General features: G+C 44.1%; 23 protein-coding genes, 2 tRNA genes, 3 rRNA genes and 1 pseudogene. 3 read left to right on the top strand and 26 right to left on the bottom strand.

Annotation, left to right across the window (positions count from 1 at the left end):
• Positions 1-537: 537 nt before the first annotated feature.
• The 5 genes from MKX52_RS00990 to MKX52_RS00970 all read right to left on the bottom strand — a co-directional run bounded on the left by MKX52_RS00990 (position 538) and on the right by MKX52_RS00970 (position 5,567).
• Positions 538-610, bottom strand: a tRNA-Thr gene (locus MKX52_RS00990).
• A 1-nt stretch (position 611) separates the two neighbouring features.
• A tRNA-Asn gene (locus tag MKX52_RS00985) sits at positions 612-686 on the bottom strand.
• A 42-nt stretch (positions 687-728) separates the two neighbouring features.
• Positions 729-844: ribosomal RNA gene (rrf, locus tag MKX52_RS00980) — 5S ribosomal RNA — on the bottom strand.
• Positions 845-905: 61 nt separating this feature from the next.
• Positions 906-3,836: ribosomal RNA gene (locus MKX52_RS00975) — 23S ribosomal RNA — on the bottom strand.
• A 182-nt stretch (positions 3,837-4,018) separates the two neighbouring features.
• A 16S ribosomal RNA gene (locus MKX52_RS00970) occupies positions 4,019-5,567 on the bottom strand.
• Together the 16S, 23S and 5S rRNA genes with 2 tRNA genes alongside form the textbook arrangement of a ribosomal RNA operon.
• 423 nt (positions 5,568-5,990) lie before the next feature.
• On the opposite strand from MKX52_RS00970, the gene pdaB reads away from it, so the two are divergent.
• On the top strand, positions 5,991-6,755 hold the full coding sequence (gene pdaB, locus MKX52_RS00965; RefSeq protein ID WP_216889285.1) for a polysaccharide deacetylase family sporulation protein PdaB: 765 nt from the start codon (positions 5,991-5,993) through the stop codon (positions 6,753-6,755).
• Here the strand turns inward: pdaB and kbaA are convergent.
• Positions 6,748-7,350, bottom strand: coding sequence for a KinB-signaling pathway activation protein (gene kbaA / locus MKX52_RS00960; protein WP_012008726.1), 603 nt, complete (start codon positions 7,348-7,350; stop codon positions 6,748-6,750). The two genes, pdaB and kbaA, sit on opposite strands and share 8 nt — an antisense overlap.
• A gap of 90 nt (positions 7,351-7,440) precedes the next feature.
• Between kbaA and gerD the strand changes: the two genes are divergently transcribed.
• Complete coding sequence (gene gerD / locus MKX52_RS00955) at positions 7,441-8,016, top strand: spore germination lipoprotein GerD (protein ID WP_144459860.1); 576 nt, start codon at positions 7,441-7,443, stop codon at positions 8,014-8,016.
• Between the two features lie 38 nt (positions 8,017-8,054).
• Here gerD and MKX52_RS00950 read toward each other — a convergent pair whose 3' ends face one another.
• The 3 genes from MKX52_RS00950 to MKX52_RS00940 all read right to left on the bottom strand — a co-directional run bounded on the left by MKX52_RS00950 (position 8,055) and on the right by MKX52_RS00940 (position 10,432).
• Positions 8,055-9,113, bottom strand: a complete 1,059-nt coding sequence (locus MKX52_RS00950) for a P-loop NTPase (RefSeq protein WP_342491271.1) — start codon at positions 9,111-9,113, stop codon at positions 8,055-8,057.
• A gap of 103 nt (positions 9,114-9,216) precedes the next feature.
• Positions 9,217-9,930: an N-acetylmuramoyl-L-alanine amidase CwlD gene (cwlD, locus tag MKX52_RS00945; protein WP_012008723.1), complete on the bottom strand. Its 714-nt coding sequence runs from the start codon at positions 9,928-9,930 to the stop codon at positions 9,217-9,219.
• 58 nt (positions 9,931-9,988) lie between these two features.
• Positions 9,989-10,432: a YbaK family protein gene (locus MKX52_RS00940; protein ID WP_012008722.1), complete on the bottom strand. Its 444-nt coding sequence runs from the start codon at positions 10,430-10,432 to the stop codon at positions 9,989-9,991.
• A gap of 149 nt (positions 10,433-10,581) precedes the next feature.
• On the opposite strand from MKX52_RS00940, the gene MKX52_RS00935 reads away from it, so the two are divergent.
• Complete coding sequence (locus MKX52_RS00935; protein WP_342491270.1) at positions 10,582-11,151, top strand: DUF4825 domain-containing protein; 570 nt, start codon at positions 10,582-10,584, stop codon at positions 11,149-11,151.
• A gap of 36 nt (positions 11,152-11,187) precedes the next feature.
• On the opposite strand, the gene MKX52_RS00930 is transcribed toward MKX52_RS00935, so the two are convergent.
• The 17 genes and pseudogenes from MKX52_RS00930 to MKX52_RS00850 form a co-directional block, all read right to left on the bottom strand.
• Positions 11,188-12,186, bottom strand: coding sequence for a serine hydrolase (locus tag MKX52_RS00930; protein ID WP_342491269.1), 999 nt, complete (start codon positions 12,184-12,186; stop codon positions 11,188-11,190).
• 108 nt (positions 12,187-12,294) lie between these two features.
• On the bottom strand, positions 12,295-12,768 hold the full coding sequence (locus MKX52_RS00925; protein WP_144458019.1) for a GNAT family N-acetyltransferase: 474 nt from the start codon (positions 12,766-12,768) through the stop codon (positions 12,295-12,297).
• A gap of 22 nt (positions 12,769-12,790) precedes the next feature.
• Complete coding sequence (locus MKX52_RS00920) at positions 12,791-13,537, bottom strand: amidohydrolase family protein (protein WP_342491268.1); 747 nt, start codon at positions 13,535-13,537, stop codon at positions 12,791-12,793.
• Between the two features lie 97 nt (positions 13,538-13,634).
• The gene (locus MKX52_RS00915) at positions 13,635-14,150 is read right to left on the bottom strand and encodes a GNAT family protein (protein WP_342491267.1); all 516 of its coding nucleotides are present in this window, start codon (positions 14,148-14,150) and stop codon (positions 13,635-13,637) included.
• 191 nt (positions 14,151-14,341) lie between these two features.
• Positions 14,342-14,734: a 30S ribosomal protein S9 gene (rpsI, locus tag MKX52_RS00910; RefSeq protein ID WP_003217273.1), complete on the bottom strand. Its 393-nt coding sequence runs from the start codon at positions 14,732-14,734 to the stop codon at positions 14,342-14,344.
• 20 nt (positions 14,735-14,754) lie between these two features.
• Complete coding sequence (rplM, locus tag MKX52_RS00905) at positions 14,755-15,192, bottom strand: 50S ribosomal protein L13 (protein WP_003217042.1); 438 nt, start codon at positions 15,190-15,192, stop codon at positions 14,755-14,757.
• A 166-nt stretch (positions 15,193-15,358) separates the two neighbouring features.
• Positions 15,359-16,102, bottom strand: a complete 744-nt coding sequence (truA, locus tag MKX52_RS00900; RefSeq protein ID WP_342491266.1) for a tRNA pseudouridine(38-40) synthase TruA — start codon at positions 16,100-16,102, stop codon at positions 15,359-15,361.
• An 11-nt stretch (positions 16,103-16,113) separates the two neighbouring features.
• Positions 16,114-16,911 (bottom strand): energy-coupling factor transporter transmembrane protein EcfT, encoded by a 798-nt coding sequence (locus MKX52_RS00895; protein ID WP_012008715.1) that lies wholly within the window; start codon positions 16,909-16,911, stop codon positions 16,114-16,116.
• A complete protein-coding gene (locus tag MKX52_RS00890) occupies positions 16,908-17,777 on the bottom strand; it encodes an energy-coupling factor ABC transporter ATP-binding protein (RefSeq protein WP_342491265.1) in 870 nt (289 codons plus the stop codon). The genes MKX52_RS00895 and MKX52_RS00890 overlap by 4 nt, the downstream gene beginning before the upstream one ends.
• Complete coding sequence (locus tag MKX52_RS00885; RefSeq protein WP_342491264.1) at positions 17,753-18,595, bottom strand: energy-coupling factor ABC transporter ATP-binding protein; 843 nt, start codon at positions 18,593-18,595, stop codon at positions 17,753-17,755. The genes MKX52_RS00890 and MKX52_RS00885 overlap by 25 nt, the downstream gene beginning before the upstream one ends.
• 132 nt (positions 18,596-18,727) lie before the next feature.
• A complete protein-coding gene (gene rplQ / locus MKX52_RS00880; protein WP_003216944.1) occupies positions 18,728-19,090 on the bottom strand; it encodes a 50S ribosomal protein L17 in 363 nt (120 codons plus the stop codon).
• A 76-nt stretch (positions 19,091-19,166) separates the two neighbouring features.
• Positions 19,167-20,111, bottom strand: a complete 945-nt coding sequence (locus MKX52_RS00875) for a DNA-directed RNA polymerase subunit alpha (RefSeq protein ID WP_003217009.1) — start codon at positions 20,109-20,111, stop codon at positions 19,167-19,169.
• Positions 20,112-20,286: 175 nt separating this feature from the next.
• Entirely contained in the window at positions 20,287-20,682 is a 396-nt protein-coding gene (gene rpsK, locus MKX52_RS00870; protein WP_003217231.1) for a 30S ribosomal protein S11, read from the bottom strand.
• A 20-nt stretch (positions 20,683-20,702) separates the two neighbouring features.
• Positions 20,703-21,068 (bottom strand): 30S ribosomal protein S13, encoded by a 366-nt coding sequence (rpsM, locus tag MKX52_RS00865; protein WP_003217023.1) that lies wholly within the window; start codon positions 21,066-21,068, stop codon positions 20,703-20,705.
• Between the two features lie 21 nt (positions 21,069-21,089).
• Positions 21,090-21,203, bottom strand: a complete 114-nt coding sequence (rpmJ, locus tag MKX52_RS00860) for a 50S ribosomal protein L36 (protein ID WP_003156543.1) — start codon at positions 21,201-21,203, stop codon at positions 21,090-21,092.
• Positions 21,204-21,234: 31 nt separating this feature from the next.
• The gene (gene infA / locus MKX52_RS00855; RefSeq protein ID WP_003217190.1) at positions 21,235-21,453 is read right to left on the bottom strand and encodes a translation initiation factor IF-1; all 219 of its coding nucleotides are present in this window, start codon (positions 21,451-21,453) and stop codon (positions 21,235-21,237) included.
• Positions 21,431-21,738, bottom strand: a pseudogene (locus MKX52_RS00850) (RNA-binding protein). Before MKX52_RS00850 ends, infA begins: the two are co-directional and overlap by 23 nt.
• Positions 21,739-21,763 lie beyond the last annotated feature (25 nt).

Raw genomic sequence — 21,763 nt, 5'->3', positions numbered from 1 at the left:
TTCGTATACCCTAGAATCACTCGATAAAGTAACAGAGAAAAGAAAAAGGTTTTTGGGAGAAGGATTCACTTCAAAAGAAGAACAATGAAAGTGTTGCGACTGCAAAAGAATTGCAGCTTCACAGATTTTCAAACGATGAAAAATAAACACCAAAAAAGCCCCTATTCTCTATGGCTAGGGGCTTTACTTTTTTCATTTTTCCAATGTTTTTTTAGAGTTGCTTTTGTCTTCGGTCCATTCCATTTCTTATGCGGCAAAACGTTGGCCAATGGAGTTCCTTGCTAATTCATCAATTAACGAATTAGCATTGTACGTTCTCAACTGCCTTTTCAATTTTAAATAAAATGGTAGAATCGATATAAAGAAAATTCATTTGCATGTAATGCCTCTTACTCATGCTACTAAATCAAATCGACATATACCTGGTAGTCTCTCAGCGTTTAGGTCATGCGGATTGGTCCCCAAACAAATAAAAAAAGACATAAAAAAAAGCCTTCTCATCATCGAGAAACCCTGTCAGATCAACATTTAGAGGAAAGCTTCCAAGCGGGCTCGAACCGCTGACCTCTTCCTTACCATGGAAGTGCTCTACCTACTGAGCTATGGAAGCATGGCTCCGCAGGTAGGACTCGAACCTACGACCGATCGGTTAACAGCCGATAGCTCTACCACTGAGCTACTGCGGAATGATAAAGTAACTTCTTCCATTGGAAGGATATAAACAAAAAGCTTGGCGGCGTCCTACTCTCACAGGGGGAGACCCCCAACTACCATCGGCGCTGAAGAGCTTAACTTCCGTGTTCGGTATGGGAACGGGTGTGACCTCTTCGCTATCGCCACCAAACCTGATGGAGAGAATGTTCTCTCAAAACTAGATAACAATGTTCAAACTTCACAATAGAATATAGGTTAAGTCCTCGATCTATTAGTATCTGTCAGCTCCACGTGTCACCACGCTTCCACCTCAGACCTATCAACCTGATCATCTTTCAGGGATCTTACTTCCTTGCGGAATGGGAAATCTCATCTTGAGGGGGGCTTCATGCTTAGATGCTTTCAGCACTTATCCCGTCCGCACATAGCTACCCAGCGATGCCCTTGGCAGAACAACTGGTACACCAGCGGTGCGTCCATCCCGGTCCTCTCGTACTAAGGACAGCTCCTCTCAAATTTCCTGCGCCCGCGACGGATAGGGACCGAACTGTCTCACGACGTTCTGAACCCAGCTCGCGTACCGCTTTAATGGGCGAACAGCCCAACCCTTGGGACCGACTACAGCCCCAGGATGCGATGAGCCGACATCGAGGTGCCAAACCTCCCCGTCGATGTGGACTCTTGGGGGAGATAAGCCTGTTATCCCCGGGGTAGCTTTTATCCGTTGAGCGATGGCCCTTCCATGCGGAACCACCGGATCACTAAGCCCGACTTTCGTCCCTGCTCGACTTGTAGGTCTCGCAGTCAAGCTCCCTTGTGCCTTTACACTCTGCGAATGATTTCCAACCATTCTGAGGGAACCTTTGGGCGCCTCCGTTACATTTTAGGAGGCGACCGCCCCAGTCAAACTGCCCACCTGACACTGTCTCCCTGCCCGATAAGGGCAGCGGGTTAGAAGGTCAATACAGCCAGGGTAGTATCCCACCGATGCCTCCACCGAAGCTAGCGCTCCGGTTTCCAAGGCTCCTACCTATCCTGTACAAGCTGTACCAACATTCAATATCAGGCTGCAGTAAAGCTCCACGGGGTCTTTCCGTCCTGTCGCGGGTAACCTGCATCTTCACAGGTACTATAATTTCACCGAGTCTCTCGTTGAGACAGTGCCCAGATCGTTGCGCCTTTCGTGCGGGTCGGAACTTACCCGACAAGGAATTTCGCTACCTTAGGACCGTTATAGTTACGGCCGCCGTTTACTGGGGCTTCAATTCGCACCTTCGCTTACGCTAAGCGCTCCTCTTAACCTTCCAGCACCGGGCAGGCGTCAGCCCCTATACTTCGCCTTACGGCTTCGCAGAGACCTGTGTTTTTGCTAAACAGTCGCCTGGGCCTATTCACTGCGGCTTCTCGGGGCTTTAACACCCTAAGAAGCACCCCTTCTCCCGAAGTTACGGGGTCATTTTGCCGAGTTCCTTAACGAGAGTTCTCTCGATCACCTTAGGATTCTCTCCTCGCCTACCTGTGTCGGTTTGCGGTACGGGCACCTCTCACCTCGCTAGAGGCTTTTCTTGGCAGTGTGGAATCAGGAACTTCGCTACTAAATTTCGCTCGCCATCACAGCTCAGCCTTCACGGGAAACGGATTTGCCTATTTCCCAGCCTAACTGCTTGGACGCGGATATCCAATACCGCGCTTACCCTATCCTCCTGCGTCCCCCCATTGCTCAAATGGTGAGGAGGTGGTACAGGAATATCAACCTGTTGTCCATCGCCTACGCCTTTCGGCCTCGGCTTAGGTCCCGACTAACCCTGAGCGGACGAGCCTTCCTCAGGAAACCTTAGGCATTCGGTGGACGGGATTCTCACCCGTCTTTCGCTACTCATACCGGCATTCTCACTTCTAAGCGCTCCACCAGTCCTTCCGGTCTGACTTCACAGCACTTAGAACGCTCTCCTACCACTGTTCGTTAGAACAGTCCGCAGCTTCGGTGATACGTTTAGCCCCGGTACATTTTCGGCGCAGAGTCACTCGACCAGTGAGCTATTACGCACTCTTTAAATGGTGGCTGCTTCTAAGCCAACATCCTGGTTGTCTAAGCAACTCCACATCCTTTTCCACTTAACGTATACTTTGGGACCTTAGCTGGCGGTCTGGGCTGTTTCCCTTTCGACTACGGATCTTATCACTCGCAGTCTGACTCCCAAGGATAAGTCATCGGCATTCGGAGTTTGACTGAATTCGGTAACCCGGTAGGGGCCCCTAGTCCAATCAGTGCTCTACCTCCGAGACTCTTACCTTGAGGCTAGCCCTAAAGCTATTTCGGAGAGAACCAGCTATCTCCAGGTTCGATTGGCATTTCACCCCTACCCACACCTCATCCCCGCACTTTTCAACGTGCGTGGGTTCGGGCCTCCATTCAGTGTTACCTGAACTTCACCCTGGACATGGGTAGATCACCTGGTTTCGGGTCTACGACCACGTACTCATGCGCCCTATTCAGACTCGCTTTCGCTGCGGCTCCGCATCTTCTGCTTAACCTTGCACGGGATCGTAACTCGCCGGTTCATTCTACAAAAGGCACGCCATCACCCTTTAACGGGCTCTGACTACTTGTAGGCACACGGTTTCAGGATCTATTTCACTCCCCTTCCGGGGTGCTTTTCACCTTTCCCTCACGGTACTGGTTCACTATCGGTCACTAGGGAGTATTTAGCCTTGGGAGATGGTCCTCCCGGATTCCGACGGAATTTCACGTGTTCCGCCGTACTCAGGATCCACTCTGGAGAGAACAACATTTCAGTTACAGGGCTGTTACCTTCTTTGGCGGGCCTTTCCAGACCTCTTCGCTTATATCGTTCCTTTGTAACTCCGTATAGAGTGTCCTACAACCCCAAGAGGCAAGCCTCTTGGTTTGGGCTGTTCCCGTTTCGCTCGCCGCTACTCAGGGAATCGCATTTGCTTTCTCTTCCTCCGGGTACTTAGATGTTTCAGTTCCCCGGGTATGCCTTCTCATACTCTATGTATTCAAGTATGGATACTACTCCATTACGAGCAGTGGGTTTCCCCATTCGGAAATCTCCGGATCAAAGCTTGCTTACAGCTCCCCGAAGCATATCGGTGTTCGTCCCGTCCTTCATCGGCTCCTAGTGCCAAGGCATCCACCGTGCGCCCTTTCTAACTTAACCATTTCTTACTTTAGAAAGAATCACTATGTGTGATGAACTTTGCATTGCATTCAATGTGAATGTATTACTTATTGTTATCTAGTTTTCAAAGAACAATCCTGTCTCGCTAGAGACATGTTTTGAAGGAATGATCCTTCAAAACTAAACAAGACGAAAACGCACGCTGCTCCATATATCCTTAGAAAGGAGGTGATCCAGCCGCACCTTCCGATACGGCTACCTTGTTACGACTTCACCCCAATCATCTGTCCCACCTTCGGCGGCTGGCTCCATAAAGGTTACCTCACCGACTTCGGGTGTTACAAACTCTCGTGGTGTGACGGGCGGTGTGTACAAGGCCCGGGAACGTATTCACCGCGGCATGCTGATCCGCGATTACTAGCGATTCCAGCTTCACGCAGTCGAGTTGCAGACTGCGATCCGAACTGAGAACAGATTTATGGGATTGGCTAAACCTTGCGGTCTCGCAGCCCTTTGTTCTGTCCATTGTAGCACGTGTGTAGCCCAGGTCATAAGGGGCATGATGATTTGACGTCATCCCCACCTTCCTCCGGTTTGTCACCGGCAGTCACCTTAGAGTGCCCAACTAAATGCTGGCAACTAAGATCAAGGGTTGCGCTCGTTGCGGGACTTAACCCAACATCTCACGACACGAGCTGACGACAACCATGCACCACCTGTCACTCTGTCCCCGAAGGGAAAGCCCTATCTCTAGGGTTGTCAGAGGATGTCAAGACCTGGTAAGGTTCTTCGCGTTGCTTCGAATTAAACCACATGCTCCACCGCTTGTGCGGGCCCCCGTCAATTCCTTTGAGTTTCAGTCTTGCGACCGTACTCCCCAGGCGGAGTGCTTAATGCGTTAGCTGCAGCACTAAGGGGCGGAAACCCCCTAACACTTAGCACTCATCGTTTACGGCGTGGACTACCAGGGTATCTAATCCTGTTCGCTCCCCACGCTTTCGCTCCTCAGCGTCAGTTACAGACCAGAGAGTCGCCTTCGCCACTGGTGTTCCTCCACATCTCTACGCATTTCACCGCTACACGTGGAATTCCACTCTCCTCTTCTGCACTCAAGTTTCCCAGTTTCCAATGACCCTCCCCGGTTGAGCCGGGGGCTTTCACATCAGACTTAAGAAACCGCCTGCGAGCCCTTTACGCCCAATAATTCCGGACAACGCTTGCCACCTACGTATTACCGCGGCTGCTGGCACGTAGTTAGCCGTGGCTTTCTGGTTAGGTACCGTCAAGGTGCGAGCAGTTACTCTCGCACTTGTTCTTCCCTAACAACAGAGCTTTACGATCCGAAAACCTTCATCACTCACGCGGCGTTGCTCCGTCAGACTTTCGTCCATTGCGGAAGATTCCCTACTGCTGCCTCCCGTAGGAGTCTGGGCCGTGTCTCAGTCCCAGTGTGGCCGATCACCCTCTCAGGTCGGCTACGCATCGTCGCCTTGGTGAGCCATTACCCCACCAACTAGCTAATGCGCCGCGGGTCCATCTGTAAGTGACAGCCGAAACCGTCTTTCATCCTTGAACCATGCGGTTCAAGGAACTATCCGGTATTAGCTCCGGTTTCCCGGAGTTATCCCAGTCTTACAGGCAGGTTACCCACGTGTTACTCACCCGTCCGCCGCTAACATCCGGGAGCAAGCTCCCTTCTGTCCGCTCGACTTGCATGTATTAGGCACGCCGCCAGCGTTCGTCCTGAGCCAGGATCAAACTCTCCGAGGTATGCAGGATGCATATCACACATGCGTTGCTACACGATGTAGCGAACTTAGCATGTGATCATTTCCTGCCTCGTCAGCGTTTGACTGACTACCTATGAAACATCATAGGATTTTTTATAAAAACTCGAATTAACAGGTACGTTTTGTCTTGTTTAGTTTTCAAAGATCATCAACGCCGTTCTTAGCGGCTTTAATAATATAACATTTCGCTTCATCTTATGTCAACAACTTTTTTCAAATTTATTTCCCGAAGCGTTTTTGTGTTTGCCACTGTGTGTCAGCGACGATTAATAATATATCACGAAAATATTCTAATGGTCAACGCCTTTTCAAAACTTTTTTTGAAATAGTTTTATTGTGCATCTCAAACCCTTGTCCTGCATACAATCAAGTAACAATCTCGGACAAGGCAGGAGTGTTTGAATTGAGTCGATTATATGTGTTGCCTATTAAACGGCTGAAGCAAGTTGTCATTATTCTTGTAGCAGCCCTTGCAGCCGCAACCTTTTTTTATGTACAAAAGGCGCCGCCGCTGTCGGTATTTAAAACAGAACACGGACCCCGAGCTATTTATAAAGGCGAGACTTCCTCAAAACATGTCTCCCTCACTTTTAATATCGGCTGGGGAGATGAGAAGGCTGTGCCTATTTTAAATGTCCTTCGAGAGTACGATATAAAGAACGCTACTTTTTTTCTGTCTGCTTCTTGGGCTGAGCGTCATCCGGATATCGTCAAACAAATTAGAGAGGACGGCCACCAAATTGGCAGCCTTGGCTATGCTTATAAAAATTATAGCCAGCTTGAAGATAGTGAAATCAAGCAAGATCTTGTCCGGGCACAAAATTCATTTCAAAAGCTTGGACTAGATGACATTCAACTATTAAGACCGCCAACTGGGCAATTTAACGAAAAAGCATTAAAAATTGCCACACAGTACGGTTATACCGTTGTCCATTACAGCGTCAATTCACAGGATTGGCTGAATCCAGGCGTCGATCAGATTGCTCAAAATGTAAATGATCGAATGAAAAGCGGAGACATTGTTCTCCTACATGCCTCAGATTCAGCAACCCAAACCGCTCAAGCCTTACCAGCTATTTTGAAACAAATCAAAGAGAAAAACCTTAAAAATGTGACGGTTGGCGAACTGATCTCCAATACCAAAACAAGGTCATCTGAAGTTAAGTAGCTTTCGCCTTTGAAAACCGCGGCATAGCTAATAACTGAAACGCATTACAGCCTAATAGCGGGAATAGCATTAAATACAGCCAGTCCTCTTCATTGACTCTGAGCGCCGGGAACCATTCTAGCGCGGTGATGACAACCATGAGAAACATTGCGGAAACAAATGTTTTCTTAGAGGACTGCTGCTGTTTAAAGTAAGACACGATCAATGCGAACACACCGATAAAGACAGGCAGCCATAGGTATGGAAGAAATGATTCGTTCTCCCCGAAAAACAAAAATCGCAAGTAAGCTAAATCAAACAGCACAAAGATCACCAGAAACAGCTGAATGGTATTCCACAATGAATGTGATCGGAATATCTCTAGGGCAAATCGGTGCACCGTTAAAAAGACAACAAACCCCATCTGGCTAATGACACTAAAAATCATCCCCACACCAATGAACCAAAACAACACAGATGCGATTTCTAGTATTTCAAATGATATAAAAAGCTTCTGATATTTCCCCCACTCCAGCGCAAAGCCTACAACGCTTGTAATGACCGCTCCAACAGCTAGCACAGAGAAGAAAAAACGAACTAAATCCCGACTTTTCATTGAATTGATCCAACCCCTATTTTTGTTATGTATAAATTTACGTGAAACATTCATATTAAAAGTAAGACATGTAACGAAAGGAGCCACAGTATGTCAAAAGGCATCTTGCGTATAATGAGCTGTTTTCTCCTTTTATCTCTAACAGCTTGTGCTCCCAAAACCCAATCCTCATCTAATATGGACTATGACGAAACAAAGAAAATGGTCGTCGATATATTGAAGACAGATGACGGTAAAAAGGCCATTCAACAGTTATTAAATGACGAGGCAATGAATGAAGCTTTGGTAATGGATGAACAAACTGTGAAAAAAACGATAGAGAAAACACTGACTTCTGATAAAGGCAAAGAGTTCTGGAAGAAGGTCTTTGAGGATTCTAAATTTGCCGAGACTTTCGCAAAATCCATGCAGCAACAGCATGAAAAGATGTTAAAACAGTTAATGAAGGACCCTGACTATCAGCAATTGATGATGGATATTCTCAAGGATCCTGAAATGGAAAAGAAATACGGTGAACTGGTAAAAAGCAAAGAGTTCAGAAAGCATTTAGAAAAAGTGATTACGGAAACATTAAGCAGTCCTCTCTATAAGAAGAAATTCGAAGATGAGCTTAAAAAAGCAGCATCTGAAAGTAGTGATTCTGGATCAAAAGAAAGCGGCAGTTAAACATCACCCGAGTAGACTTACATCCACTCGGGCTTTCATTATGCTTTTACTGCTAATTGTTCAATGACTTTATTCGCAATGTGTTGATACACTTCTCCGGTCGAATGACTCGCATCATAGACAGATGGAGCAAAATCATCTTCATTCCAGTCAGGCTGCCTTAAAGGAATTTGACCAAGGACCGATACTCGCAGTTCTTCCGCTAGCTTGTCCCCGCCCCCTTTTCCAAAGACATATTCTTTTTCACCTGTTTTTTTGCTTTCATAATAGCTCATATTCTCAACGACCCCTAGCACATCGTGATCTGTTTGAAGTGCCATTGCGCCTGCTCTAGCAGCAACGAAGGCAGCTGTAGGATGCGGTGTTGTGACAATGATTTCTTTACAGCTTGGAAGCATTGTATGAATATCAAGCGCCACATCTCCAGTTCCAGGCGGAAGGTCTAATAGTAAGTAATCTAATTCTCCCCACTCTACTTCGTGGAAGAAGTTATTTAGCATTTTACCAAGCATCGGTCCTCTCCAAATGACCGGTGCATTTTCTTCAACAAAAAAGCCCATTGAAATCACTTTGACACCAAAGCGTTCCACAGGAATAATTTTTTCCCCTTTAACCGTTGGTCTGACGGTGATTCCCATCATATCCGGTACACTAAAGCCATAAATATCTGCATCAATCAGTCCGACTTTTTTTCCTAGACGAGCCAGTGCTACAGCAAGGTTGACAGACACGGTGGATTTCCCAACGCCTCCCTTTCCACTCGCAATCGCAAGGAATTCAGGAGGATTTTTAGAATTGAGTAGGTTTTCTTCCTCATCTTGTGACGGCATAAACCTTTCAAGAGTTTCCTGAGGCAGTTCTTCAAAACGAAGTCCTACTGTGTTAGCACCCTCTGCTTTCAAGGCTTGTACGATGTCTTGCTGCAGTTTCATTTGCTCAGCAGTACCCGTTTTAGCAATAGCCACCTTTAAGCTCACATGTTCTTTTTCAGGCTTTAGGCTGATTTCCTTGATGGCATCCAGCTCACCAAGCGGTATATGAAGGAAAGGTTCGTCCATCTTCCCAACTAGTTTTCTCACATCATCTTGTCCGATCATAGCAGAACCTCACCCTTTATTGAATTCGTTTACAATCCAAGTATATCATACATATCCTTACAATGTCTGTCCTGTTTGCCTTCGTTCAAAAGGAAAAAGCCCCTTATTCAGGCGGCTCTTTTTGCTCTGTCAAATATCTTAAAATGCCTTTATAAATGGAGGCAGCAATTTGATCTTGATATTTAGGTGTTGCCAGCTGACTAGCCTCTTTCGGATTGGAGAGAAATCCAATCTCCACAAGAGCTCCTGGCTTCGTCACATTCTGCATTAAATAAATGCCATTGATCCGCTTCGCCTTTCGATCTGTGTTTTCAAGATTATTGCGCAATTCATCTTGAATGAACTTCGCTGCCTTTTCATTCTCTTCATACTTTCCGTAAAAAAACGTCTGTGCGCCGCTCCATTTGTTTGATGGGATCGCATTTAAATGAATACTTAGATAGAAATCCGCTTCAGACTCATTGATGGCTTTTACACGGTTTCTTAAATCCTCCGCTTTCTTCCGCGCATACCCCTTTGTATTCTTTGATGATAAATCAGAATCATCTTCGCGGGTCATAAGAACAAGTGCTCCCTGCTCCTGTAAATAGTCACGTATCTTCATGGATACATCTAGTGCAATCTCTTTTTCAAGCAACTCTCCTCCTACAGCCCCGCCATCTGGACCGCCATGACCCGGATCTAAATAGATGATCTTGCCGCTCAAAGGCAAGTTCCACGATTTCCACGAATCATCATTTAGAAACTGAAACCTGAATAAGAATAAGAGGACGATAAACCCGATTAAAAAACCTGTCCATTTCAGCTTTCTTTTCATCCCTGTCCCTCCCATACACCATTATTTTATAGATATGGGACAAGGGCTGGAAATATGCTTAGTGCAGCCGAAGCTTATGCCTTTTTTCTGATTCTCGAAAGCCTTCCTGCCACCACATGCTTAAAAAATCCTTCGCAAATGGATATAGACACGACATCTTCCGCTCCATTCGGAACATATTCCCCCACGATTGCAAACACCCCGCTAGCTCCTCAACCAGCTCATTTTCTTCATGAACTGACCGCTTCTTTATATCATCGAATGATTCACCGTACTTACTCGACTCACCGTATCTCCCACCTGCTAAAAAGGCCTCAATGGCGAAATCAATACAGCCATCACTCATAATCCCAGCTGGATCATCTGCAAAAGGGAACAGCTTCTTCGTGAATTTCTCGGAAGCATCCGTCACCTGTTGAAGAGACAATGTACGCAACAGCTTCTTTTCAAGCGTGACATCTCGTTTTGTTTTCAATTGATAAAATGAAAGAACCTCTGCCATGGACTGAACTCCTTTTTTTTTTGTATTGTTCGTTGGTTTGAACAAAACATGCAGTTCAGTAAATGGAAATCATGAAATAAGTGGTGGAATTGGGATCTTGTGATAAAATGGTATTTTATATAGAAAAGAATGATAAAGGGGCAAAGTAAATGAAAAAGTGGATGTACATCCTACTACTAATGACAGTCATTCTATCCGCTTGCAGTAGTCAAGCCAGTGAGAAAGAGAGCGACATCAAAGGAATAGAAGACATTTCCTTAAAACAACTTTCTAAGCACAAAAATTCTTATATTGGAGACAACGGAGCAATTGGCGCTATTTTATCAGATCTTCCAGGTAACGTGATTCGTGAGTATGAAATCGTAGATGAAAAAGAGCTAAAAGTGACGTATGGCGTGAAAGAAAATGCCAATGACACAGAAGAACAATTTGACGCATACTGGTTTGATCAAAAGAACACGATTGAGAAAACGTATTTATACAACGCATTCGCATTTTTTATCCTTGTCGATAATGTTGAGCAGGTAATCCTCAAGATGAGCTCAAACAATGAACCAGCTGTCACGTTTAATAGACAGCAACTAGAAAAAATGCTCCCTCACTCCTTTAAAGAGTACCAAGACAATGTAGAGCTTTGGCAGAAGGAACTGGTTGATGGAGTTGTGAAGTCAAAAGAGAAACGGCAAGATGTATATAGAGTGTTTCCCATGCAGAAATAATAAAACAGAGGGGTGTCTCCCTCTGTTTTTTGATGGTTATTTAGTAAAAGCCTGAATCAATCGTTGTCGAAAGCTTTGATCCCCTGCTGCAGTAAGCATAAATTCGTTGAATACTTCCTCAATCCAGTGAGAATTGTTCGCTTTTGGATCATTGATAAAAAGAGAAATGGATATAGAGGATGTATCTGTTTTTCGATATAAAGCAGCTGTGAAAACAAACAACGTCGCTCCGCTTTTATACCAAATATATTGATCTTTTTCCGTCTTCAATGTTTCTCCCAGCACAATTTGGCTAAAAAGACTCTTTTCTTCTGTTGTTAACAGCTCGTCATGAAGACGTTTCATAAATTGTGCATATTGATTGGTTGTAGACTTTGTCATCTTTTGTGTCAGTAATGATTGAATATGTAAGCTTAATAAGTCCTTTTCCATCGTTTTTTCTTCTAATATCTTTTTATGCTCTGGGTCATTTTTCATGATATTAAAAATCTCATTCATTAGAGATTTATATTGCTCATGAGATACACCGCTCATTTGCTTTAATGCATCCTGCTCATGATCAGATACATAAGCGGACCACAAAATCATTGGTGTCAGTGGCATGACTTCATCATGTTCTGTAAGACCTTCTTGTTTCATCTGATCATTGATCTTATCTAAGCCGAGCCGGTCAATCAAATAATCCGTACAAGCATTCGAACTGAATTGCATCATCCCTTTGGCAACATCTAATAAAGTTGCATGTTCAGAAAAATCATTGACCTCCAGCCAGTATGTGTGAGCACCACCGTCTGTTCTATCAATATAAAGCCGCTCTATATCAGACAATGCCACTTTTTCATCTAGCTTGGTGTCACCGCTAGAGACGGTTTTAACAAAATGAAACAAAACCATCAATTTCACCGTACTTGCAAGTGGTGTTTCTTGATCACCATTCCAATCTAATACCACATCTTCATTTTCAATCATTGTCGCTGATATGTCCCTTTTGTTTTTCATGACAAATGTCAAAAGATCTTCTTTTGTTTTATTCAAATGTATCTCCTTTCCCAACCACTATAGATTCTCATCTTCAATATAACAAATATTTGAAATAAAGACACAAAAAAGAAGGGGTTTATGAATCCCCTTCTTTTGATGATTTTATTCATGAGGCAGTTGCAGCTTCATCCCCTCATGCGTAGCTTCAAAGCCCAACTTTTCGTAAAAACGGCGTGCTTTTGGTCTCTGTTTGTCTGTTGTTAGCTGAATCATATGACAGCCGCGGTCGCTTGCATGTTGAATAGCCTTTTTTATCAACATCGTGCCAATTCCTTTTCCTCTATGAGTCGAGGCTGTACGAACTCCTTCTATTGAAGCTCTCCATCCTCCTAGATGTGTAAGAAATGGCGTCATGGTTAATTGGAGAACACCGACAGCTTCTTCCTGATCACACGCAACAATGAGTTCAATATTTGGATCACTATCTATTGAATGAAAGGCTTCGATATAGCTTTCTAATAATGGTTGAGTGTAACGCTCTCTTTTTTCACCTAACATGTCATCTGCGAGCATGAAGACGATTTTGTCGAGATCATCCAGCTTAGCTTCTCTGAACGTCAATTGACTGAATCCCATTGAACAAAAACCTCCTATGAAATTATTGACCAAAATACCATTGATGAGCGTTCTTATATAAGATGTGATCAGCTGCTTTTTCATCAAAGAGCTGTTGAATCAACTCAACATCACCGTATTCAAATGGGCGCTTTGCTCTTGTAGATGGAAGGTCTGTACCAAACATCAGTGCATCAGGATTCGTTTGATAAATGGACGTCAATGCATGTTCAACGTTTAAATCAACGCGTCCAAAACCTGTTGCTTTCACTCGAACCCCTTTATCAACCAGCTTGAGCAAATGCGGCAAGCCTTCTTCCGATAAGCCTAAATGATCAATTGAAATAGCAGGCAGTTTTTCAAGCATTGATGATATTTCAGGGAGGTGCTTAGCATCTATGTAAAGCTCACTATGCCACCCAGCCAGCTCATACACTCTTCTCGCAAAATAATCGAGCTTCGAAATATCCTCCGAACCGCCCCGCTTCACATTAAAACGTAAAGCCTTTACCCCATGTTGATCCAAATGAACAATTTCATCATCAGTTGCTGTAAAAGGTAATTGAGTCACGCCGCAATAAGCGGGACCCAGTTCATCTAGCGCTTTCAACAAATAGCCTTGATCAAAGCCTTGAAATGACCCAGAGACGATGGCTCCACCTACAATCCCTAGATCAGCCGTCTCTCTCTCATAATCATTCACATCATAACTAGGCGGTGTATACCCTTGGTTTTCTTGAATGGGAAAATTAAAATCAATGATATGAAAATGTGCATCAAAGATCTTCATGCGCGCGCCCCTCTTCTGCTTATTTGATCTGATTATATCAATAGAGAAAGTCGAGGGATATTTGGAATGACGAATTACTTCATATCATGAATACTTATCAAGCTTTCCATTCCTCTCGTAAGATGGCATAGTAAAACTCATCCCACCACTCATTTTCCTGTGGTATACACTTTTTAAAATAACCCTCTCTTCTCATCCCCATTTTCTCCATCACTCTCCACGATGGGACATTTTCAGGCTGACAAGTGGCAATGACCCGATGTAAATTCAGTGTGCGAAAACCATGATGTAGGAGAGCATAAGCCGCTTCAGATGCATAACCTTTGTTCTGATATGCAGGATTGAAAACCCAGCCAATTTCATACGTGTGATCACCAAAGTAAGGATGAAATACGATATGTCCGATGCATGTATGATCTTTTTTTAATAGGACTGCGACATACTTAGCATCTTCACGACGATTATCTTTGACAAATTTCTGCGCATCTTCTTTAGAAAATACATCTTCTGGAATATACTTCATCACGACCGGATCAGATGTATAGGCATAGACGTCCTGCCAATCATCCTCAGTAAATGGTCGAATGAGACATCTTTCTGTCGTTAGATTCATAGGACAACCTCCATCTTTTTTAACAGAAAACTTCTATACTCATATTTTATACGTATTCAAGAGGAAGAGACCAGTCATGATTTATCTACATAAAAAGGCACAAAAAAAAGCACCAGCACGAAGCTGATGCTTTTTTTATAAGGTTTGTTTGTAACAAACCTTTGTAAAACGTCCATACAATATAAAATTGATTAACGTTTTGAGAACTGAGGTGCGCGACGTGCGCCTTTAAGACCGTATTTCTTACGCTCTTTCATACGTGGGTCACGAGTAAGAAGTCCAGCACGTTTAAGTGATGTACGGTACTCAGGATCTACTTCTAGAAGAGCACGAGAGATACCGTGACGAATTGCTCCAGCTTGACCAGAGAATCCACCACCGTGAACAGTTACAAGAACATCGTAGCTGTTAGCTGTTTCTGTGATGTTCAAAGGTTGTTTCACGTCTTCGATTAAAGCAGCGAATGGAATGTATTCAGTAATTTCACGATTATTAACGACGATACGGCCTTCACCTGGAACTAAGCGAACGCGCGCTACAGAACTTTTACGACGACCTGTACCGTAATATTGAACCTGTGCCAAATTGTTAACCTCCCTTATAATTAACCGCGAAGTTCGTAAACTTCAGGTTGTTGTGCTTGATGTGGATGCTCAGAACCACGGTACACATTTAATTTTTTGAACATTTGACGGCCTAATGGACCCTTTGGAAGCATACCTTTGATAGCAAGCTCCAACATTTTTTCAGGGTAGTTTGTACGCATCTCAAGAGCAGTTCTTTGTTTCAAACCACCTGGGTGCATTGTGTGACGGTAGTAAATTTTGTCCGTCAATTTCTTACCTGTTAATTCGATTTTCTCAGCATTGATGATGATTACATGATCACCTGTATCAACGTGTGGTGTATAAGTTGGTTTGTGCTTACCGCGCAAAAGTGATGCTACTTCAGTAGAAAGACGACCTAGAGTCTTGCCTGCCGCATCAACAACTAGCCATTTGCGCTCAATTGTGCTTGCGTTCGCCATTGGTGTTGTACGCATGAGTTTCCCTCCTAAATAAATCAATAATTTTTCCTTGAATCAAATGCTACGTTCTATTTCAAAACACAAGATAAGTCTTCCGGGGCTTATTTGTGGGGTTGAAATACATACCATATGATATCTTATAACTTTCTGCTTCCTGTGTCAAGAACATGTTACACCTGGTTTAGTTGTCATAGAAAACTTCCCATAAATACAGTCCGTGACTAGGCGCAGTCTTGCCTGCCGCTTCGCGATTTCGGGCGGCAAGCATGGCTTTTATCTCATCAGGGTGGAATTTACCAGATCCGACTTCAAGTAACGTTCCAGCGATAATTCGCACCATGTTGTATAAAAAGCCATTTCCTCTCACGCGCATTTCAAGCCCGTCTGAGACGTTTTTCCACTCGAGGGTGTAAATCTCCCTCACCTTGTCCTGAACCTCTGTATTGGCTGCACAAAAGCTTGTGAAATCGTGTGTGCCAATAAGGTATCCAGCAGCTTCTCTCATTTTGTCTGCATCCAACCGGTAAGGAAAGTGGCAGGCATACTGTCTCGTGAACACATTTTGGTGCGTTTCCGTTGAGACCTTATAACGGTACTCCTTCGAAACGACACTAAAACGTGCATGAAATGACTCATCCACTTCCTCAGCCTTTAGAACCGTGATGTCATTCGGCAGGAGACTATTGAGGGCAAAAGGCCATCTTTCCATCGGAATCGAGAGCGGCGTGTCGAAATGAATGACCTGCCCCTTCGCATGGACGCCGCTGTCCGTCCGGCCAGAAGCCACAATCGGAATCAGTTCATCCTGTTTATGCATTCTTGCAAGAGCAGACTCGATCTCCGTCTGAATAGTTCGCTGCCCAGGCTGCACCTGATAGCCTTTAAAATGTGTCCCATCATAGGATACGGTACATTTGACCTTCATCTAGGAATCACCTAATTTCTCAGAAGCACAAGGAGTGCTGTTAACAGGATGAACAGGAGCAATGTGAACGTGTCTTTCATGCCCCAGACAAGCTGACGGTATTTCGTCCGTCCTTCTCCTCCGCGATAGCCTCTCGCTTCCATAGCAGTCGCTAGTTCCTCTGCACGCTTAAACGCACTGACGAAAAGCGGGACAAGTAAGGGAACGATGGCTTTCATGCGATCTTTAAGAGGTCCGCTTGTAAAATCAACACCTCTTGCCATTTGTGCCTTCATGATTTTGTCTGTCTCTTCTAGTAAGGTTGGAATAAACCGAAGAGAGATGGACATCATGAGAGCAAGCTCATGAACGGGCAGTTTGATTTTACGGAATGGGTGAAGCAGCTTTTCCATACCGTCTGTCACTTCTATAGGCGTTGTGGTTAACGTCAGAAGTGTCGTCATCATGATGAGATAGACAAAACGGAGTGAAATGAAAATTCCCTGCTTTAGACCTTCTTCATAAATATTTAAAAAACCAAAGTGAAATAGCAAGGCGCCATCCTTTGTCATAAAAATATGCAGAATGAAGGTAAACAGGACAATCCATAGGATCGGCTTCATTCCTTTGAGAATAAAGTATAGTGGCACCTGAGACACCATCACCACAAGTAGGGTAAAGATCCCTAAAAGCCCGTAAGTGATGTAATTATTAGCAAAAAAGACAATAAAGACAAAAAAGAAAATTGATAACAGCTTTGTCCTTGGATCAAGACGATGGACAAAGGATGTACCTGGCACATATTTGCCGATAATCATACTATCCATCATGATGTCGTGTCCTCCTGATAAAGAGCTGTCAAGGCTTCTGCCATTTCATCCATGGTCAGAAGCGGCCTCGGAAACGTAATGCCCAGTTTTTCTTCTACAGTCTGCTGGAATTTAATCGTTTCTGGGAGGTCGAGACCAAATGAAGACATGTCTGTACGATTGGCAAACAATTCTCTCGGCGTACCTGTCGCCTTCACCGTTCCTTTATGCATCACAATCATTTGATCTGCATAATGAGCAGCGTCCTCCATACTGTGTGTAACCAGAATCGTGGTGAGGTTTGCCTTTTGATGAAGCTCATAGAACATGTCCATGATTTCCTTCCGTCCGCGTGGATCTAACCCTGCAGTCGGCTCATCCAGTACAAGCACTTCTGGCTCCATCGCTAGAACACCTGCAATCGCCACACGTCTCATTTGACCGCCGCTAAGTTCAAAGGGAGATCGAGATAATAAGGATTCAGGAAGACCAACTAGCTTCAGCATTTCTTTCGCCTTCGCTTCTGCCTTCTCCTGAGGAACACCGAAATTCATCGGACCAAAGCAGATATCCTTAAGGATCGTTTCTTCAAAGAGCTGATGCTCAGGAAACTGAAAGACGATGCCTATTTTTTTCCGGAGGGACTTTAAATCCTTCTGCTTTTTATTGGCTTGTAAGACGGTACCCCCAAGCGCAATGCTCCCCTTCGTTGGTTTGAGCAAGCCATTTAAATGCTGCAGCAACGTGGACTTGCCAGAGCCTGTATGACCAATGACAGCGACATAGCTGCCCTCTTGGATGGAAGCATTGACATCATACAAAGCGAGACGCTCAAACGGCGTTTTCATTTGATAACGATGCTCTAATTCTTTGATCGTAATGTCCATAGCTCTTTCACCAATCCTTCTTGTGTCAAATGGGCATTTGCAAGCGGTACACCTTGCTGCTTCAATTGTTTGCTCAACCGATAGGAGAATGGCAGATCAAGTCCAATTTGAACTAGCTGCTCGTCTAATTCAAAAACTTCCTCTGGGGTTCCCTCGGCAAATTTTTTCCCGCCATTCATGACAATGACCCGGTCTGCCTTGGCGGCTTCGTCTAAATCATGTGTGATAGAAATGACTGTGACCGTTCCTTGTTCCTTCAGTAGTCTAACAGTCTCTAACACTTCTTCACGGCCAATCGGATCAAGCATTGATGTTGCTTCATCCAAGATCATGATGTCAGGGCTTGCGGCAAGTACACCTGCAATGGCGACTCTCTGCTTTTGCCCGCCTGATAGATGGTGCGGCTCTTGATCAAGAAACTCCTGCATATTGACCTGTTTGACAGCCCAATCTACACGTTCTATCATCAATTCCCGCTCAACCCCGTTATTTTCTAAACCAAAAGCCACATCATCACGAACCGTTGAGCCAACAAATTGGTTATCTGGGTTTTGAAAGACCATTCCGACCTTTTTGCGAATATCCCAGACACTCTCTTCTTTCAGCTCAATCTCTTCAACCTTGACCGTTCCAGCATCCGGTAAAATAAGCCCATTCAGTACACGGGCAAGTGTGGATTTACCTGAACCGTTATGACCAACAATGGCGAGCCATTCATTTTGATTCACATGCAATGACACTTGATCTAAAGCGGGCTTCTCCGCATCCTTGTGATAACGAAATACAATGTCCTTTACGTCAATTAATGTCTTCCCCATCTCTACCGGACCTCCTCTCAGCTCAACCTCTTCTTTGCTTCTTGCTATATTGCTAAAAAGCCGTAGTATCTAAAAAAGGGCATAGATCCAGTTATGAACTGTCCCGCCCTTTCTTAGATACACGCTATGTGATTAAACTAATTCAATGACAGCCATTGGTGCGCCATCGCCGCGACGAGGTCCAAGCTTCATGATACGAGTGTATCCACCTTGGCGATCTTCGTAGCGAGTTGCAACGTCAGCGAATAATTTTTGAAGTGCATCTTGGTTTGTTTCAGCGTTAGCTACTTCATTACGAATGTAAGCTGCAGCTTGACGGCGAGCATGAAGATCTCCGCGTTTGCCAAGAGTGATCATTTTTTCAACTACAGAGCGAAGTTCTTTCGCACGTGTTTCAGTTGTTTCGATGCGTTCGTTGATGATCAAATCAGTCGTTAGGTCACGAAGCATTGCTTTACGTTGTGCACTAGTGCGTCCTAGCTTTCTGTATGCCATGTGATGTCCCCTCCTTAGTTAGAGAATGCTGTATGAATAAAAAACACACGAAAATCCTAGTTCACAATGAAACTAGTCAATCGTCTTTACGAAGACCCAGTCCAAGTTCTTCTAGTTTCGCTTTCACTTCTTCAAGAGATTTACGTCCAAGGTTACGAACTTTCATCATATCCTCTTCTGTCTTGTTAGCAAGCTCTTGAACAGTATTAATACCCGCACGCTTCAAACAGTTGTAAGAACGAACAGAAAGATCAAGCTCTTCAATTGTCATTTCAAGCACTTTTTCTTTTTGGTCTTCTTCTTTCTCAACCATAATTTCAGCATGCTGAGCTTCGTCAGTTAACCCAACGAAAATATTCAGGTGTTCAGTTAAAATCTTAGAACCTAGAGCGATCGCTTCTTTCGGTCCTGTGCTTCCATCAGTCCATACATCTAGTGTTAATTTATCATAGTTTGTGATTTGCCCAACACGGGTGTTCTCCACTTGATAAGTCACACGAGATACAGGTGTATAGATTGAGTCGATCGGAATCACACCGATTGGCTGATCGTCTCTTTTGTTTGCATCAGCAGGATTATACCCGCGACCTCTTTGTGCAGTTAAGCGAACACGGAAGCTCGCATTCTTGCCAAGAGTTGCGATGTGGAGATCTGGATTTAAGATTTCAATATCGCTGTCGTGTGTAATATCAGCAGCTGTTACAGTACCTTCATCTTGTACATCAATTTCAAGCGTCTTCTCTTCTTCAGAGTAGATTTTGAGTGCAAGCTTTTTAATGTTTAAGATAATCGTTGTAACATCTTCAACCACGCCTTCGATCGTTGAGAATTCGTGTAAGACACCATCTATCTGGATCGATGTTACAGCTGCACCAGGAAGTGAGGATAAAAGGATACGACGAAGGGAGTTCCCTAAAGTGGTACCATATCCACGCTCAAGTGGCTCTACGACAAACTTGCCATACTTGGCATCGTCGCTGATTTCAACCGTTTCGATTTTTGGTTTTTCAATTTCGATCATCTAATAAAACCCTCCTTCAAAACGTCGAAACCTCGAATAGAATCATATGAGATTCCATCCGAAATTCCTCATTGTTTAGTCCCGTATGTGCTCAGGCAACGAGTCGTGTATTCGTCTCATAAATAACTGTATCATAACCCATTATTGACAGGGACACAAAATCTATACAAACAAATTACACGCGGCGACGTTTTGGTGGACGGCATCCGTTATGAGGAACTGGAGTTACGTCTCTGATTGCAGTAACTTCAAGACCTGCAGCTTGAAGTGCACGAATTGCAGCTTCACGACCAGAACCAGGACCTTTAACAGTTACTTCAAGTGTTTTAAGACCATGTTCGATAGAACCTTTAGCAGCAGTTTCAGCAGCCATTTGTGCAGCGAAAGGAGTAGATTTACGAGAACCTCTGAATCCTAATGCACCAGCACTTGACCAAGAAATTGCGTTTCCATGAACATCAGTAATCGTTACAATCGTGTTGTTGAAAGTGGAACGGATATGAGCGATTCCAGCTTCAATATTCTTTTTCACGCGACGTTTACGCGTATTTTGTTTACGAGCAGCAGCCATTCTTTAACTACCTCCTTTACTTATTTTTTCTTGTTAGCTACAGTACGACGCGGACCTTTACGAGTACGCGCGTTGTTTTTTGTGTTTTGTCCACGAACAGGAAGTCCTCTACGATGACGGATTCCGCGGTAGCTTCCGATTTCAATTAGACGCTTAATGTTAAGTGAAACTTCACGACGAAGGTCACCTTCTACTTTAAGTTTGTCAATGATATCACGGATTTTACCAAGTTCGTCTTCAGTTAGATCGCGAACGCGAGTGTCTTCAGAAACACCTGCTTCTTTAAGGACTTGTTGCGCAGTCGTACGACCAATTCCAAAAACATATGTTAAAGAAATGACAACACGTTTATCACGTGGAATATCTACACCAGCAATACGAGCCATGATTTGGGCACCTCCTTGTTATTAGCCTTGTTTTTGTTTATGTTTTGGGTTTTCACAGATCACCATTACTTTTCCTTTTCTGCGAATAACTTTACATTTTTCACAGATAGGTTTAACAGATGGTCTCACTTTCATGTGTTTCCAACCTCCTTCTTCCGGAGTTGCTTTATTTGTAACGGTACGTAATTCTACCACGAGTTAAGTCATATGGAGATAATTCTACCGTAACTTTGTCTCCAGGTAAAATGCGAATGAAGTGCATACGGATTTTTCCTGATACATGAGCTAAAACTGTATGACCATTCTCTAGTTCAACTTTGAACATTGCATTTGGCAAAGTTTCTGCTACAGTACCTTCCACTTCAATTACATCGTCTTTCGCCATTCAAGTGTTCTCCCTTCTTCAAATCAGTAACTTGCTCTCTGACAAATGTCCAAATGAGTTCATCTCAATTGTCCATCCATCACCCGACCTGTTTTGAATATACTGTTCTGAACTTCCGGAGATACGCAACCATAAAAGGTTATATGATTGATATTTTTTCTTAGGAGAATGAAATTTACGCTTTTCTCCGTCTGCGATTAGTACATGGCAGCCACCGAACATGCCGATGACACCTGTATACTGATCTTGTTCTTTCCTTTGGACTATACAGACAACCTGCCCGATTTGGGCCTGAAAGGCTTCAGTGAAG

Source organism: Bacillus sp. FSL R5-0422, from assembly GCF_038610765.1.
Classification (GTDB): domain Bacteria; phylum Bacillota; class Bacilli; order Bacillales; family Bacillaceae; genus Bacillus; species Bacillus pumilus_O.
The sequence above is the reverse complement of the archived record's forward strand: the minus strand, read 5'-3'. Positions and strand labels throughout refer to the sequence as shown.

Excerpts from the sequence above, each read along its gene's own strand:
- kbaA (WP_012008726.1), bottom strand. The coding sequence starts at position 7,350 with ATGAAAAGTCGGGATTTAGTTCGTTTTTTCTTCTCTGTGCTAGCTGTT.
- gerD (WP_144459860.1), top strand. The coding sequence starts at position 7,441 with ATGTCAAAAGGCATCTTGCGTATAATGAGCTGTTTTCTCCTTTTATCT.
- MKX52_RS00950 (WP_342491271.1), bottom strand. The coding sequence starts at position 9,113 with ATGATCGGACAAGATGATGTGAGAAAACTAGTTGGGAAGATGGACGAA.
- cwlD (WP_012008723.1), bottom strand. The coding sequence starts at position 9,930 with ATGAAAAGAAAGCTGAAATGGACAGGTTTTTTAATCGGGTTTATCGTC.
- MKX52_RS00940 (WP_012008722.1), bottom strand. The coding sequence starts at position 10,432 with ATGGCAGAGGTTCTTTCATTTTATCAATTGAAAACAAAACGAGATGTC.
- MKX52_RS00935 (WP_342491270.1), top strand. The coding sequence starts at position 10,582 with ATGAAAAAGTGGATGTACATCCTACTACTAATGACAGTCATTCTATCC.
- MKX52_RS00925 (WP_144458019.1), bottom strand. The coding sequence starts at position 12,768 with ATGGGATTCAGTCAATTGACGTTCAGAGAAGCTAAGCTGGATGATCTC.
- MKX52_RS00920 (WP_342491268.1), bottom strand. The coding sequence starts at position 13,537 with ATGAAGATCTTTGATGCACATTTTCATATCATTGATTTTAATTTTCCC.
- MKX52_RS00915 (WP_342491267.1), bottom strand. The coding sequence starts at position 14,150 with ATGAATCTAACGACAGAAAGATGTCTCATTCGACCATTTACTGAGGAT.
- rplM (WP_003217042.1), bottom strand. The coding sequence starts at position 15,192 with ATGCGTACAACACCAATGGCGAACGCAAGCACAATTGAGCGCAAATGG.
- truA (WP_342491266.1), bottom strand. The coding sequence starts at position 16,102 with ATGAAGGTCAAATGTACCGTATCCTATGATGGGACACATTTTAAAGGC.
- MKX52_RS00895 (WP_012008715.1), bottom strand. The coding sequence starts at position 16,911 with ATGATGGATAGTATGATTATCGGCAAATATGTGCCAGGTACATCCTTT.
- MKX52_RS00890 (WP_342491265.1), bottom strand. The coding sequence starts at position 17,777 with ATGGACATTACGATCAAAGAATTAGAGCATCGTTATCAAATGAAAACG.
- MKX52_RS00885 (WP_342491264.1), bottom strand. The coding sequence starts at position 18,595 with ATGGGGAAGACATTAATTGACGTAAAGGACATTGTATTTCGTTATCAC.
- rplQ (WP_003216944.1), bottom strand. The coding sequence starts at position 19,090 with ATGGCATACAGAAAGCTAGGACGCACTAGTGCACAACGTAAAGCAATG.
- MKX52_RS00875 (WP_003217009.1), bottom strand. The coding sequence starts at position 20,111 with ATGATCGAAATTGAAAAACCAAAAATCGAAACGGTTGAAATCAGCGAC.
- rpsK (WP_003217231.1), bottom strand. The coding sequence starts at position 20,682 with ATGGCTGCTGCTCGTAAACAAAATACGCGTAAACGTCGCGTGAAAAAG.
- rpsM (WP_003217023.1), bottom strand. The coding sequence starts at position 21,068 with ATGGCTCGTATTGCTGGTGTAGATATTCCACGTGATAAACGTGTTGTC.
- rpmJ (WP_003156543.1), bottom strand. The coding sequence starts at position 21,203 with ATGAAAGTGAGACCATCTGTTAAACCTATCTGTGAAAAATGTAAAGTT.
- infA (WP_003217190.1), bottom strand. The coding sequence starts at position 21,453 with ATGGCGAAAGACGATGTAATTGAAGTGGAAGGTACTGTAGCAGAAACT.